Below are 13,796 nucleotides of genomic sequence, written 5' to 3'. Positions count from 1 at the left end.
ATTGCCAAGATAAAGGTTTTGAGATGTTTTCTAGCAATATTGCAGCAACTGTAATTGCCGCGACCCTACTTTTCGCCGGGAATGCCAAGGCCTGTCTTTTAGCTGCCAAAACGAATTTGGACGACGTCAGCTTTGCTGACTTAGTGGTTATTGGTGAAATCACAGATTATGAAATTGTTAAGGATCAGGAAATCAGAGAGCAACGGCGAAAACAGATTGAGCGCTGTCCTGAACTAAAAGAATTCTATGGGAAGCAAAAAAGCTTCATTACTGACTATGCTCGCTTCACAGTAAAAGTCGGCAAAGTTTTGCAAGGTGAAGCGAGCGATAAAATTGAAGTTGCATGGAACAACTCCACATTTGGCGAGCCAGATAGCATGTCACGTGGTCCATTTTTAATCGCACTAAGGAAGGCAGGGGGAAAGCTCCCTCCACTAAGAGGTCCAAGTGCAACAGTCTTTCCAGACCCTAACCCTAAACTCTGGAATGTTCTACAAGCTCGATGTGCGCCACCTTTCATATTCAAGACCAGCAGTGCCTCAGCAAAATCCATCATCCAAAAGTTAGTGGTGTCGCAAAACTAGCTAAAACAACAACTTGCCTTAATATATGTCGTTACATGCCTACAAACGCTCTAAGACGAGTCATCGTCTCAGAGCGCACTTCTCTAACCCACAGAAACCAGTGCGAGTGCACGGATGGGACTGCCGGTTCCATCGGCGATCTTGAGTGGAGCCGCGATCAGGATGGCGCCTTTGGGTGGTAGCTTGTCCAGATTAGCGAGGCTGGCGAGGCCGTAGCGGTTGGCAGCGTGCAGCAAGTTGTGCGCAGGATAGGGTGGTTCCATCCCTCCGGCGCATCCCGCATCCGTGCCAATGCATTCATTGCCCCAACCCAGAATGCCTTTGGAGAGGATATACTCAATGCAATCAACGGTTGGCCCCGGTGAGTGCGGTCCATTCTCATCTACATTGAGAAATTTCGCTTCATCGGTGTTGCGGTGATACCAATCGCTGCGCATGACAACCCATTCGCCAGCATTGATTGATCCATGCTCAGCTTCCCACTCTTTCACACGGTCAGCCGTCAGCAGGAAGTCCGGGTTCGCGGCAGTCTCAGCGGAGCAATCAATCACGTTAACAGGCGCCACAAAATTCTGCGGTGAGATGGTGTCAGTATATCCATCTGCATAGTCTTTTCCGGTGATCCAGTGATGCGGCGCATCAAAATGTGTACCGGAGTGCTCTCCCAGTTTCATCCAGTTCCACGCAAAGAACGGTCCGTCCGCATCATACTCGGAGATCTTATGAATCTCCACTTTCGGCGTGTTTTTGGCGAAGTCAGGCGGCAGTTGTAAAATGGGAGTTTCTGGCCCTAATCGACCTGACAGGTCAATCACCTCCACATCTCCAGTAATCAGTTTTGTGCCAAGGTCTTCCAATATGCTTTTGGTCAGCATCCCTCTTTCTCCCTCCCAGAAAGTGGACGTTTTTAATATGAGAGATCAACCGTCCCGTTAGATTTCTCAGGGACCACGCTAAACAAATTCATATGTATACGCAAATATTTTCCGCAGAGTAAGATTTGCAGATGTAAGGCCACGCGCTTGGGACCGCACAGTACTCAAACCGTCTTTTGCATTCTGAGAGGCGACGATTACTTTTCGCGAGTTGGGATTGTCAGGAAGCAGCGTCAATCAAGGCTTTGGCAGCTTGTTTCGCTTCACCTGCCGGGTCTTTGCTGTTGCCAAAATGCGCGGTAATGATCGCGCCTTCCTGCAGCATAAGCAGTTGCCGCGCTAACGCTTCTGGATTTTTCAGAGCAGCTGCTTCAACCAGTGTCAGCACACCCTTGTACATGGCATTTCGCTGCTCAGCGGTTTGCTGGTGAATAGGGTGGTCAGGTTCCGGATATTCTGAGCTGGCTTTGATGAACATGCAGCTCTTGAAGGTGTCTTCTTTGAACCACTCATCCAGCACATCAAACAGCGCCAGCAGTTGATCTCTGGGTTCGCTCGCCAGCTCAGCAACCCGCTGTGCAGACCAGCTATGAAACTGCTCCTCACGCAGCTTCAGCGCAGCAAGGATCAACTCGTCCTTGCTTTTGAAATGCTTGTACATGGAGGTTTTGGAGATGCCGGATTCTGCCACCAGCATATCCATGCCCGTTGCGTGAAATCCGTTTCTGTAGAAGGTTTCCATCGCCTGTTGTACGAGTTCATCTCGTTTATTTTTGCGCATACCAACCTCTGGGTTTACTGATCAGTACATATAACGAAAAAAATATGGCCGAACAAGGGAATTCATTTTAACCGCAAAATCAAAGGACTTTGCTAAGTCTCGTGACGGGCATCACACACCTCGCAATTTGGTGAATTGACCAAATGAACAGATCGGTACACCTTAGCAATCAGCAACTGTACCGATCAGTAAACAATAAGAGGTAACAATATGCTCAACTTATCTATGCGCCCCCTGACGGAAGATGCGGCACTCGCAAAGGTAAGAGCTGCGGAGGATGCGTGGAACTCACGCTGCCCGACTATTGTTATCCGAAACCTGTCTCGCGATTGCATGTGGCATGACCGGAACCAGACGATCGAAGGCCGGCCACAGATTATGGGGTTCCTTTCCGCCAAATGGAAAACCCAGCTCCACTATCGCCACATCAAAGAGCTTTGGAGTTATAACCAAAACCGTTTCTCAATTCGCATTGTCAGCGAATGGCGCACCATACACAACAAGTGGTTCCGCTCCTGCGGCAACGAGAACTGGGAATTTGACACCAAAGGTTTGATGAAAAAACGGATCACCTGCATCACCGATACGGAGATCAACGAAAACGAACGCCTGTTTGCCTGGCCCTTTGGCCGCCGCCCGGATCACCACCCAGGTCTGTCCGAAATGAACTTATAACGAGCTCCACCGGAGGAATGCGTTCATCCGCTTAGAGTGCCAAGCACGGCCCCATCGACTTGGCCTTTTCAGAACACTGCGGACTTGCCCAGTTCCTCCCGCTCCCCCCAGAGCAATGCGACGGCTCCTTCTACCCAAAGGACCGTCGCATTTTCTGTTCCAGCTCCCATATTCAAAGATATTCATCAGATATCTCGGGAGTTTTCATGCCCAAAGCCTTTGCCCAGATTGCCTTTACGCCTGCTGCTCAATCTTTTCAGGACCGCTATGGCACCAAAGAAGCCTACGCTACATTTCTGGAAGGGGAGGAGTTGACGGGTCATCAGATTGAACCAGACCACGCCGCATTCATCAGCCGTATGGATGGGTTCTACCTCTCAACACTCTCGCAAACTGGCTGGCCGTATGTGCAATTTAAAGGCGGGCCAAGAGGTTTTTTGAAGGTGCTGGATGACCAGCATTTTGCGTATGCCGACTATCGCGGCAACCGGCAATATCTCAGTGCTGGAAACATCTCTCAAAACGCCCGCGTGTCTCTCATACTGGTGGACTATGAAACACAGCAAAGGCTCAAAATCTGGGGTGAGGCGCAGATAACTTCCCTGGAGGAAGACCGGGAGTCTGTCATGGATCTCATGCCTGAAAGCTATAAGGCTGATCCTGAGCGAGCGATTACTATTAAAACAAAAGCACTTGAGTGGGATTGCCCAAGACATATTCCCAGGCGTGCTTCTGTAACACTTTAAAATCGGCTGCCTTATACTTCAAAGTGCCTTGATTTTAAGGAGTACAAGCCATGCCTCATATTGTTGTTTATTCCCCTCGTCTTAGCCGTGAAAAGAAAGCTGCCTGTGTTGCAGCTTTAACCGAAGCATTTTGCACCACAACAGGTTTAGCCAGAGACCACCTCGTGATTCATCTTGAGGAACATTCATATGATAATATTGCAGTGGCTGGAAAACTGCTGACAGATACCATTCCTGAGATTGCAGTGGGTGAGAAACCACTTCAGGAAGTCAACGAGTAAGCTCACAGACCAGCGTGTAACAAGCACAACGGGTGAAGGCCCGCAGGACAGACTTAATGTCCAGCGGGCGCCCACAGTCATGCCATGTGCAATCTAACTGTTCTTTGAGCCCGTCATCCGGATTGTTGCATCGCTACGTTCAAAGACCTTTGGGGAGAGCGAGATGCCAAGGCCCGGTGCGGTTGGGGCGAGCAAGTAGCCATTTTCGAATACTGGCAGGCCTTCCATCAACTCGCTGTACCAGCCGAAGTAGAATGCCCGCACCATCTCCTGAACCAGCGCATTGGGTAGGTTTATGGAAAGGTGCACGGCTGCGGTCAGAAGCCCTGGTCCGGTGCAATCATGCGGCGCGACGGGCAACTCGTAGGTTTCCGCCATGGTGGCGATCTTCTTGGCCTCCGTCAGGCCGCCGCACCAGCCGATATCCAGCATGCAAACATCCGTGGCCCGCTTTTCAAACAGTTCGCGGAAAGACCAGCGTGTGGCCAGGTTCTCGCTGGCGGTGACCCAAGTCTCAGCACGGCGAGCGTATTCTGCCAGTGCATCCACGTTGGTCATCTTAATCGGGTCTTCCAGCCAGAACACGTTGTAGGGCTTCAGTGCACGAGCAATCTTTTCGGCCATGGGCAGGTTCCACACGCTGTGCAGCTCCACATGGATGTCCATTGCATCCCCAACAGCCTCACGAATTTGCTTGAACGGGCGCAGACCGGCCTCCAGATCTTCCGGTGATATGTAGGTGCCGTTGGTTTTGACCGCGAACTGATCAAACGGCCAGATCTTCATGCCGCGAAAGCCCATATCCAGCAGGCTCTTTGCCAGAGTACCGGCATCGGAGAGGAAAGCCTCCAGATCCTCATAGGGGCCTTCAGAGACAGAGCCCGTGCTCCAGTCTTCTGTGGTGTTGACCTGCTTGTCCTTCACATATTCATAACCTGCACAGGTGTTGTAGGCGCGGATCTTATCTCGGCTTCTGCCACCCAGCAGCTGATGCACCGGTACGCCAAGTGTCTTGCCCGCAAGGTCCCACAGCGAGATATCAATGGCAGAGGCGGCCCGCATTTCAGCTCCCGTGGAGTTGAAACCGCAGATGGGGTTGAGCAATAGGCGGGAGATCGCATCAATCTGGGTTGGGTCACGGCCTATCAGTTCCTGACCCAGCGTTTCGTGGATGAACCCGCAAACCGCATCTGAGCCATAAAAGGTCTCGCCCAGACCAAAGCTGCCCGCATCCGTATGCACGCGCACCCAGGTTACATTGCGAAATTCTTTGAGATTGATGGTTTCAATACCGGTGATTTTCATGTTGTGTCTCGGAGAAAGGAGTTGGGGAAGAAGATTGCAGCTCAGTCAGAGGCGAGGCGGTCACGCTCATTCTGCATCACGACGTTGGCCAGTGAATTCTCGCGGATCTCTTCGTTCAGTTCATCCAGATCAAGATCATAGGCCGCGCGGTCAATGATGCGGACAGACGCTTTTCGAGCCGCCTCCGCATCCCTCAAACGAATGGCTTCCAAAAGGCGACGGTGGCGTTCCAGACTGTCGCTCAGCTCACTGGCGGCTTCCGTGGTTTTCTTGATCAGGACAAACACCGCGGGCATGGTACTGCGCCCAATCTGCACCCAGACCAGATTATGGGTCGCCTGATAAATCGCCTCATGAAACTGAATGTCATACTGCTGGAAGTGCTTGCCGCGATAGGTCAGGTCGTCCTTCTGCATGGCCGCATACATGCCGTTCCACGCCGCTTCTATCTTCATCAGATCCTTTGCCGTGGCCCGGCGGGCGGCTTCCATAGCAATAAACGGTTCAACAGACGTGCGGAACCGGAAAATCTCCCGGGCAAAGATCAATGTGTTGCCACCATACTGCGCGATCCACGTGGCCACTTGCGGGGAGAGGATGTTCCATTCCTGATAATCTTTGACGCGTGTGCCAAAGCCGGAAATTCGCTCAATGATGCCGTGATTGGTGAAGGTTGCCAGAGCGCTGCGCATGGTGGCGCGGCTCACACCAAACTGGTCCGTGAGCTCAAGTTCCTTGGGCAGAAAGTCACCGGGCTTGAGCTCAGCAGAAAACAACTACCGAGCCAGTTCCTCGGTGATCTGATCTCGCAGATCCTGAGTATATGTCGATACCATCGCGCGTCAGCCTCATCAAAAAAGCAGAAAGATAAGACAACCCTATCCATGTCTGACATACAATTAAATATGACTGACTGCTTAGATGTCAACATGCAAACACCACGCGTAAACTCATCACGCAAAGCTATATTATGTTATAGAATGGAGTACACACGAATATAAATAAAGTCATACTCATATCTAAACTTAAAATAAATCAAGTATAGATCGCACACCCAACTATTACGGCATCCATATTTTTCTGCTTCAGTCCTGTGGAGCAGGAGAGATATGGATACCACAGATCATGTCAGACGAACGGGTATTACACTGCGTGCCCTTCCAAAACGACACTCTCAGGCGTGCTTTGATCTTTGAGGCGCTCATTCTCCGGGTCCCAAAGTGGTTCATCCGACTGTATGATTGCCTTGTAGGGCTTGCCGTAGATTTTGATGGTCAGCTCAGTTCCCGGTTTTGCCAGATCAGCCTGCACGACACCAAGCGCGATGGAGGCATTAACGCGGTAGCCCCACCCGCCGGAGGTGACTTCCCCCACCATGCGATCCCCATGCCAAATGGTGGACATGTAAGGAGCGTCATACTCGCCCGCCTCCACGATCATCGTCACAAACCGACGCTTCACGCCTTCTGCCTGTTCTGTCAGCAGTGCGGCTTTACTGGGGAAGCTCTGCGGCTTATCAAGCTTCACGAACCGGTCCAGACCTGCCTCCAGCAAGGTGTAGTCGGTTGAGAGGTCTCCCTTCCAGCTGCGATAGCCTTTCTCCAACCGCAAGGCATTGAGCGCGTACATGCCAAACGGTTTGGCGCCAGCTGCAAGGATCGCCCGATAAATCTCTGGCATATCCTGAATGTTGGCGTGGATTTCCCAGCCCAGCTCACCTGCAAAAGAGACGCGCACCAACATAACAGACTTACCAAGAATGGTTGCCTGTTGCAGGCTCAGCCAGCTTAGGGACAGGTCCGCTTTGAGCATGGGAGCAAGCAGCTGACGGGCCTTTGGGCCGGTGACGATCAGTGTTGTTTTGTCCGTTGTCTGGTCTTCCAGACCCAATCCTTCTGGCAGGCGGGCTTTCAGCAGCTCAAAGTCATGCCACTGAGCCAACGCGGCGGTGATCAGCGTGAACTCGTCTGCACCATGGCGCAGGATCGACATTTCCGTTAGGACGCGGCCACAATCATCGGAGAAGTAGCCAAGGGTCATACGGCCAACTTTGGGGAGACCTCCCGCGATCTGCCCTCGCAGCCAGTCAGCAGCGTCTGTGCCGTAAAGTTTGAACCGCGAGAAGCCGGGGAGGTCCAGCACGCCAGCATGGTCACGCACGGCCTCACATTCTTCTCGCACCCGCTGTTGCCATGGACCGGAGCGGCTCCATGTTTGCGTGGCCTCGTGAGAGATATCGTCGCCCGTTTGCGCAAACCAATTGGCCCGTTCCCAACCATTGTAAGCCCCCAACTGTCCACCCAGTTCCAGTAGCTTGGTGTGGTTGGGGGAGAGCTTGCGGTCCCGACCAGCTGGCCATTCGTGATGGGGAAAGTGCATGGCGTATTCGTGGCCGTAGACTTCTTTCGCCTTATCGATGCAATACTGCTTATCGGTGTAATCGGTGTAACGTCTTGGATCGACCGCCCACATATCCCACTCAGTCTGGCCGTGTACAATCCACTCTGCCGCCACTTTGCCAGCCCCGCCGCCCTGCGCAATGCCGAACGTGAAGGAGTGCGCCTCAAACGCGTTGGGCACACCGGGCATGGGGCCAATCATAGGCAAGCCATCAGGCGCATAGGGGATAGGGCCGTTGATGTTGCGTTTCACGCCTTGCGTTCCGAGCAAGGGCACGCGGGCCATGGCGTCTTCGATGTAAAACTCCAACCGTTCCAGATCATCGGGGTAGAGCAGGAAGCTGAAGTCATCCGGCATAGGGTCGTCTGATGAGGTCCATGCGGTTCGGCAGGCCCGCTCATAGGGCCCAAGATTGAACCCACCCGTTTCCTGCCGCAGGTAATAGGAGGTATCCGGATCACGCAGCATGGGCAGCTTGCGGCCCTGCGCCTTGGTCCATGCCTCCACCTCAGGAACAGCCTCTGTCATGAAATACTGATGGCTCATGGTAACGGAAGGCACAGCACGCCCACCATACGGCTCAAACCATTCGCCAACGCGGGCAGCATAGTAGCCAGCTGCATTCACCACATACTCGCAGCGGATCTCGCCTGCCTTAGTACAAACGATCCATTCTCCACCTTCGCGGCGCACGCCTGTGGCAGGGGTAAACCGCAGAATGCGGGCACCCAGCTCTCGTGCGCCTTTGGCAAGGGCTTGTGTCACCTGTGCCGGATCAATATCGCCGTCCAGTGGATCCCAGAGGCCACCTTCCAGATCGTGTGTTTCCATAAAGGGAAAGTGCTGCTGCAACTGCTCAGGCGTGCACATGTCCATCTTCAGCCCCATGTGCTCAGCCATGGCAGCCACATGTTCAAACTCCATCATCCGGTTGTGGCTGTGCGCCAGTCGGATCGCGCCTGTTACATGGTAATTGATGGGGTAGTCCACCTCGTCAGCCAGACCGCGATACAGCTCCAAACCGTAACGCTGCATGTTCATCACCGCATAGCTGGTGGCGAAGTTGGGACAGTTGCCCGCTGCATGCCACGTGGAGCCTGCCGTCAGCTCATTCTTTTCCAGAAGCACGCAGTCGCTCCAGCCCAGCTTTGCCAGATGGTATAGCGTGGAAACGCCGACAACGCCGCCGCCGATAATGACAACCCGCGCGGTGGTTGGGATAGACATGCGCGCCTCCTCCAAAATCTATTCGTTTGTCATGTAGTCCTCTCCCGCTTATCTCTGTGAGACGGGTATCATTCTTGTCTGCAAACATTTCTGTGAGCGGATGCCCTAGTAAACCGGCGGTGAAATCACCCAAATCGCAATGGCAGGTTCAGCATATGGATTGGACCAGCGGTAAGACGCCTCCTTGATGCGGAAACTGTCGCCTGCTTCCACCGTGAACATCTCTTCCCCAATCCACACATCCAGCTTACCGGAGACCATGTAGGCCACCTCTTGCGTCGGGCGCGTAATCGCCGCGCTGCGGTGAGAGCCCGGTTGAAAGGTGGAGTGGATCATCTCAAAGCTGTCGGTCAGGTCTGGTGACACCAGTGTTTCAAGCAGGCCCTTATCCCGCTCTCCAATCACGCGGCGGTTGCCATCGCGCACCACACGGCCTCTCTCATTTTCAGGCGCTTCTGCATTGCCGAAAAACAGGGAGAGCTGGACGCCGAACACCTCGGCAAAGTGCTTCAGGTCTGTATGGCGCGGCGTGGATTTATCCCGCTCTACCTGAGAGAGCCACCCCACTGAGCGGCCCAGTTGTTTTGCCAGATCTTCAAGCTTCATACCGCGCGCGATGCGAAGCGCCTTCAGATCTTCCCCCAATGTACTTGTGATAGTCATGTGACGTGATTCCGTGAAATATTTCGCGATATTTTCACTAATCATCGTGAAATTTTCAAGAGATATTTCACCTAGGCCCTGCAATCCAGGCGATCAAAAGCCATGAGATCGGTTGTTTATCTCACTGTATCAATTGGTTACCGAAATTATCTCGCTGACTATATTAGTCGCGACAAATATATCACTACCCTCTTATTTTTCAGGATGCCGGTTCCACCGTGCAGGAGGGTTCGTTAGGGTCTGCGCATAGCCATTCCTTTGAATTCTTCAGCTGATCAGCGATGTTTGTCGCTGGCCGGTATCTTTTTCTTTGAACTGAGGCATCTATGCAAAATTTAAGCGTTAACGTGATCGGGGCCGGAATTACGGGAGCCATGATTGCGTATAAGCTCGCGCGTCAAGGTTTCAAAGTCACCCTGTTTGATGCAAACCACAGTGTGGGCGGAGTTGTCTCACGTGTTTCCTTTGGCTGGATCTGCCATATCGCCAATGATCCGATTGACCAACCGGATTTGTTCCCGTTGTTGGTTGATGGCATCCAGCGTTACAAAGCCCTGAACGCGGAGTTTGACGGCACGCTGTTTGATGCAGAAGGCGGCGCTATTGTCTGGCGCGCCACACCGGAAAAAACCCAGCACCTGATCGACCGGCAGCAACAGGCGGGCACACAAACCCGCACCATGAGCAAACAGGAACTTCAGCAGCATCTGCCGGCTCTCGCCAACCCGCCAGAGTTTGCAGCTCATTCGACGCAGGATGTGTCGTGGTACCCACCCAAAGTCATCGGCAAACTGGTCAACGCCTTTGAGCGCCTTGGCGGCAGGGTGGTTTTGAACAGCACCACCAGCGGGCTGGATACGTCTGACCACCATTGTAAAGGGGTCATGACGGGAGGGGAGCTGCAAGCCAGCGACTTTACCGTGCTTGCTTCTGGTGGCGGCAATGGTGCGTTGATCGCTCCATTTGAGCCAGAGCACGATCTTTATACCTCGCCCTGCACCTACATCGAAGTGAGTGCAGAAGTGCCGGACTTCCTTCCGGTGCTGCAAACACCGGATGTGGAGATGCGCAGTCTGGGAACAGGCAATTTTGCCATTGCTGAATGCCCGCCAAAGACCGAAGACCCGGCAGAGCTGGCACGCATCGGAGAGACAGTTGTGCAGGCGGTCAAAGATACGTTTGCCAATGCGGGCCGTGTGGAGCTGCTTTCCATTCAGGTCGGCCAACGCCCGGCAACCCGATCCTCCGAACCACTCGCTCGTCCCATCAACGGTTTCACCAACGCTTTCGTGGCAGGCAGCCACCCCGGCGTCATCCTCGCCCCGTTGATTGCCGAGCGGATCAGCAACCAGATCTGCGAGCAAGCTCTGTCTGCCCCTACGCTTTAAGAGGCTGACAAAGGACCGTTGGGCTGCCTGCGAACAGCCCAACAGGATGACAAGCGCTCAAGCTTAAGCGCGAAGCCACTCATCGTTTGTGGGATGAAGCTGCGTTGTGCCCTCATTTTGTGAGGTATTGAGGGACTGGATGGTCACGCGCCACAGTTTGGCGAGCTTGATGAATTTATCCAGCTTCTCTTCAAGCTGCGCGATACCAAGGCTCTTGGCAGAAAACCTTGAATTCAGCGCTGGCTGGTTGTCGCCTTCCGTCATGGCAAGAACCGCATCTCCGGTGCCTTTGCCCAGCAGGTTGGCTTGCAGCAACAACCGATACCCTGCCTCGCGTTTGTCTTTCTGGATGTCAGGCAGCAGGGCGAACAGGATCACCTCATCCTGATTGTTTGCACCCAAGGTGAGCGTAAACTCCTCCTCAACGTCAAAAGAGCAGAGCCCTTCCTCATCCAGTTGAAGGTTTGGCAGCCCGATTTTCTCGCCAAGCTCGGCAATGAGTGTTTCAGCTTGTTTCATTTTCTATTTCCAAATTGGCTTGAGGCTCAGGCGTCGCTCACGGTTTTACCGGCGGCGTAGCTGTGCTCATCAAAGTAATCCAGTGTCGCATCCCAGGCGTTTTCCTTGGCTCGTGCCAATGCGTCACCAGTCTCCGTGCCATCGTAAAGGTCGATGAACTCATTGAGGTCGGAGACATAGCTTGAGGACTCAATCTGAGTTCCATCTGGCTTCCCTTGCGCCAAACCAAGATCCAGCCCCAGCGTACCGTCCAGCTCCTGCCCAACCCAAAGCGCCTCGTGGATTGAGTGACCACCGTCGTAATTCAGGAACATGGTGTTTGCGACCATGTAGTCTTTGGAATCCGGTATCTGGTCCGGGTTAGGGGAGGTGTGCCTCAGATAATGCAGGAAATGCAGATTGAGGTTGGTTGAACCGGAAACGCCAGAGGCAAACGGCATACCACGAGACAGCGCTTCAACCTGAGACTTGCTCGGTTCCTGCAGCTTTGGCAGGTTCACATCCGCAGGGTGCGTGCTCGGGATCTTGCTTACATCTCCTTCAAACGTCACACTGCCGGGCTGATAGCCAAGGGTGATCCCGGCATGCGCACTCTTTGGCGTGTCCGTACGCCCAACTTTGGATCTGTCTGCTTTTTGCAAATCAGGATCTTCCGGAGCATTCGTTCGATTGGCTTCCTGACAGATCCCCTGATAGGCCTTGTTGGCAACCTTTACATAAGCAGGTAAGTCAGCGACCTTCTTGCCGTTGACGACCAGTGGCTGGCGGTCTGCAGGCACCGTCTTGGTCAGCAATGCATGCAAGGCAACAGTGGACTTCACAACCAGCATAGGAACTGCAATGGCGTCATATCCGTTGCGGGTTGGAGCGGACAAAAACTTGTCCAGATTCATCAGCGCATCGTCACGCGGCCCTTGCACAAACTCCATCAGCTCAGGGCATTCCGGCATCCAGAACCGCTCGTTGCCTGCCATCATCCTGTGCATGGTCATGGCTGTCTGGTTTTGGACCCGCGGGGTCTGGATGGAAATCACATCGCGGATGCCATCTTTCACCAGCTGTGCGGAGTTCATCACGGACTGCGGCGTGTCGTGAACCATATCCGCAATAAAGGTACTGTCGAGCACGCGGGAGTAGATCGCATCGTGCAGGCGCGTCAGCGGCGGGTTGTCACTCTTGCCCAGCTGTCCCAGCAGCGTTTTGGTCTCATCGGCAAGGCCATTCAGGCCGATTTCCTCAAATCGCTCCGCAACAGCAGTCAACAGCTCGCGGGTTTCCGGCACGGAGATCTTATGGCCCAGAACCTGATCCTTCACATACCCGTCAACCTCAGCCAAATTGCCAGCTGTTTCCGGGTCCAGACCCGGGGTTTGCGCTTCATTTCTGATGAGTGCGAGCAGATGGGTTGTCACCTCACCCGGCACGCGCGCAACGTCTCCCCCCTGCGCTGCATTCTGTGTCCGGACGCTCTCGGGATAGACAAGCGTGGAATGGACGGCCTTCAGCGCGATCGGCACGGCTTCTTTCAACACTGCGTTGTCTGAGCCGCCAAGAAAGCTCAGCGACCGCGTGATGCTGGAAATACCATCCGCATCTGCTGTTTTTGCCAGTTCAACAATGCGGGCCGTGAGAACTTCAGCCGCCTTTTTTGGATCATCCGGAATTGCGGCGCCTTCAAAAAAGGTTTCCATCGTCAGCCTGCTGCCATAGGCATGGGCCTCTTCAAAGAGCGCTGTCACTTTTTCCTGCGCTTGCTGCGAAGCTTTGCTTGGCACATGAAGGAGCATGGCGAGCACGCTGGATTTTGGCAGATGTGGCTTTGTGGAGAGGAAGTGATCAACCACCTTCTCCGTGACCTCAGTGCTGAAATAAGAATTGAGCTCGCGCTTTATTTCACCCAGAACCGCTTCATGCTGCGCCGTTTTCTTCGTCACATAGTTGAGCGAATACTCAACAATCCGCTCACTTGGCTTAGGAGGAACCACATCCTGATACTGCGCAAGATCGGGTTGAGGGACAGTTGGCTGAGTGGTTGAAACAGATAAAGTTGATCCGGTCATGAAAGCACCATCGCTTGGTAATATCTTCTTTCCCGAAAACTAAAGAAACACTCCGGGATCACGTTTTAATCAAACTATTAGAATCCCCTGCCGGGCGTGTCTGTGCTGACAGGCACTCAGCTCCGGTCGCCAACCGAAAAAAGTAAACAACAGACACATTTGTCTTGGAAAACTAGGTTACTCAACGCTCACCGAGAAACGACTTAAAATTAATTACAAAATTACTTAGTTACATAAATAGTCACTCTTTGAATATTTCAACCGCCCAATTCATTTACTAGATTTCGCACCT

At 53.2% G+C, this 13,796-nt stretch carries 13 protein-coding genes; 5 read left to right on the top strand and 8 right to left on the bottom strand.

Going from position 1 to position 13,796, the window contains the following annotated elements; genetic code table 11:
• Positions 1-23 precede the first annotated feature (23 nt).
• Complete coding sequence (locus PsAD13_RS25955; protein ID WP_206599795.1) at positions 24-584, top strand: hypothetical protein; 561 nt, start codon at positions 24-26, stop codon at positions 582-584.
• 83 nt (positions 585-667) lie between these two features.
• Here PsAD13_RS25955 and PsAD13_RS25950 read toward each other — a convergent pair whose 3' ends face one another.
• Both PsAD13_RS25950 and PsAD13_RS25945 read right to left on the bottom strand, forming a co-directional pair.
• Positions 668-1,459, bottom strand: coding sequence for a cyclase family protein (locus tag PsAD13_RS25950; protein ID WP_063319940.1), 792 nt, complete (start codon positions 1,457-1,459; stop codon positions 668-670).
• A 220-nt stretch (positions 1,460-1,679) separates the two neighbouring features.
• The gene (locus PsAD13_RS25945) at positions 1,680-2,240 is read right to left on the bottom strand and encodes a TetR family transcriptional regulator (protein WP_063319939.1); all 561 of its coding nucleotides are present in this window, start codon (positions 2,238-2,240) and stop codon (positions 1,680-1,682) included.
• A gap of 210 nt (positions 2,241-2,450) precedes the next feature.
• On the opposite strand from PsAD13_RS25945, the gene PsAD13_RS25940 reads away from it, so the two are divergent.
• From PsAD13_RS25940 to PsAD13_RS25930, 3 genes are all read left to right on the top strand, one after another.
• Complete coding sequence (locus PsAD13_RS25940; protein ID WP_063287541.1) at positions 2,451-2,915, top strand: DUF1348 family protein; 465 nt, start codon at positions 2,451-2,453, stop codon at positions 2,913-2,915.
• A 206-nt stretch (positions 2,916-3,121) separates the two neighbouring features.
• The gene (locus PsAD13_RS25935; protein ID WP_063319938.1) at positions 3,122-3,661 is read left to right on the top strand and encodes a pyridoxamine 5'-phosphate oxidase family protein; all 540 of its coding nucleotides are present in this window, start codon (positions 3,122-3,124) and stop codon (positions 3,659-3,661) included.
• A 50-nt stretch (positions 3,662-3,711) separates the two neighbouring features.
• Positions 3,712-3,942 (top strand): tautomerase family protein, encoded by a 231-nt coding sequence (locus PsAD13_RS25930; RefSeq protein WP_063293390.1) that lies wholly within the window; start codon positions 3,712-3,714, stop codon positions 3,940-3,942.
• 93 nt (positions 3,943-4,035) lie between these two features.
• On the opposite strand, the gene PsAD13_RS25925 is transcribed toward PsAD13_RS25930, so the two are convergent.
• The 4 genes from PsAD13_RS25925 to PsAD13_RS25910 all read right to left on the bottom strand — a co-directional run bounded on the left by PsAD13_RS25925 (position 4,036) and on the right by PsAD13_RS25910 (position 9,537).
• Entirely contained in the window at positions 4,036-5,247 is a 1,212-nt protein-coding gene (locus PsAD13_RS25925; RefSeq protein WP_063319937.1) for a mandelate racemase/muconate lactonizing enzyme family protein, read from the bottom strand.
• Between the two features lie 41 nt (positions 5,248-5,288).
• Positions 5,289-6,023 carry an FCD domain-containing protein gene (locus tag PsAD13_RS25920; protein ID WP_208986946.1) on the bottom strand — a complete coding sequence of 245 codons (735 nt, stop codon included), beginning with the start codon at positions 6,021-6,023 and terminating at the stop codon, positions 5,289-5,291.
• A 367-nt stretch (positions 6,024-6,390) separates the two neighbouring features.
• Entirely contained in the window at positions 6,391-8,874 is a 2,484-nt protein-coding gene (locus PsAD13_RS25915) for an FAD-dependent oxidoreductase (RefSeq protein WP_063319936.1), read from the bottom strand.
• A 105-nt stretch (positions 8,875-8,979) separates the two neighbouring features.
• On the bottom strand, positions 8,980-9,537 hold the full coding sequence (locus PsAD13_RS25910) for an XRE family transcriptional regulator (protein ID WP_063320073.1): 558 nt from the start codon (positions 9,535-9,537) through the stop codon (positions 8,980-8,982).
• A 326-nt stretch (positions 9,538-9,863) separates the two neighbouring features.
• Between PsAD13_RS25910 and PsAD13_RS25905 the strand changes: the two genes are divergently transcribed.
• The gene (locus tag PsAD13_RS25905; RefSeq protein WP_063319935.1) at positions 9,864-10,925 is read left to right on the top strand and encodes an FAD-binding oxidoreductase; all 1,062 of its coding nucleotides are present in this window, start codon (positions 9,864-9,866) and stop codon (positions 10,923-10,925) included.
• A gap of 63 nt (positions 10,926-10,988) precedes the next feature.
• Here the strand turns inward: PsAD13_RS25905 and PsAD13_RS25900 are convergent, their stop codons facing one another.
• Together PsAD13_RS25900 and PsAD13_RS25895 are read right to left on the bottom strand one after the other, a co-directional pair.
• Positions 10,989-11,444 carry a type III secretion system chaperone gene (locus PsAD13_RS25900; protein WP_063319934.1) on the bottom strand — a complete coding sequence of 152 codons (456 nt, stop codon included), beginning with the start codon at positions 11,442-11,444 and terminating at the stop codon, positions 10,989-10,991.
• 26 nt (positions 11,445-11,470) lie between these two features.
• Complete coding sequence (locus PsAD13_RS25895; RefSeq protein ID WP_063319933.1) at positions 11,471-13,504, bottom strand: hypothetical protein; 2,034 nt, start codon at positions 13,502-13,504, stop codon at positions 11,471-11,473.
• Between the last annotated feature and the right edge of the window lie 292 nt (positions 13,505-13,796).

Source organism: Pseudovibrio sp. Ad13, assembly GCF_001623225.1.
Lineage (GTDB): Bacteria > Pseudomonadota > Alphaproteobacteria > Rhizobiales > Stappiaceae > Pseudovibrio.
This window is presented reverse-complemented; position numbering and strand designations above follow the sequence as displayed.

Excerpts from the sequence above, each read along its gene's own strand:
- PsAD13_RS25925 (WP_063319937.1), bottom strand. The coding sequence starts at position 5,247 with ATGAAAATCACCGGTATTGAAACCATCAATCTCAAAGAATTTCGCAAT.
- PsAD13_RS25915 (WP_063319936.1), bottom strand. The coding sequence starts at position 8,874 with ATGTCTATCCCAACCACCGCGCGGGTTGTCATTATCGGCGGCGGCGTT.
- PsAD13_RS25905 (WP_063319935.1), top strand. The coding sequence starts at position 9,864 with ATGCAAAATTTAAGCGTTAACGTGATCGGGGCCGGAATTACGGGAGCC.
- PsAD13_RS25935 (WP_063319938.1), top strand. The coding sequence starts at position 3,122 with ATGCCCAAAGCCTTTGCCCAGATTGCCTTTACGCCTGCTGCTCAATCT.
- PsAD13_RS25900 (WP_063319934.1), bottom strand. The coding sequence starts at position 11,444 with ATGAAACAAGCTGAAACACTCATTGCCGAGCTTGGCGAGAAAATCGGG.
- PsAD13_RS25930 (WP_063293390.1), top strand. The coding sequence starts at position 3,712 with ATGCCTCATATTGTTGTTTATTCCCCTCGTCTTAGCCGTGAAAAGAAA.
- PsAD13_RS25945 (WP_063319939.1), bottom strand. The coding sequence starts at position 2,240 with ATGCGCAAAAATAAACGAGATGAACTCGTACAACAGGCGATGGAAACC.
- PsAD13_RS25910 (WP_063320073.1), bottom strand. The coding sequence starts at position 9,537 with ATGACTATCACAAGTACATTGGGGGAAGATCTGAAGGCGCTTCGCATC.
- PsAD13_RS25950 (WP_063319940.1), bottom strand. The coding sequence starts at position 1,459 with ATGCTGACCAAAAGCATATTGGAAGACCTTGGCACAAAACTGATTACT.
- PsAD13_RS25895 (WP_063319933.1), bottom strand. The coding sequence starts at position 13,504 with ATGACCGGATCAACTTTATCTGTTTCAACCACTCAGCCAACTGTCCCT.
- PsAD13_RS25940 (WP_063287541.1), top strand. The coding sequence starts at position 2,451 with ATGCTCAACTTATCTATGCGCCCCCTGACGGAAGATGCGGCACTCGCA.
- PsAD13_RS25955 (WP_206599795.1), top strand. The coding sequence starts at position 24 with ATGTTTTCTAGCAATATTGCAGCAACTGTAATTGCCGCGACCCTACTT.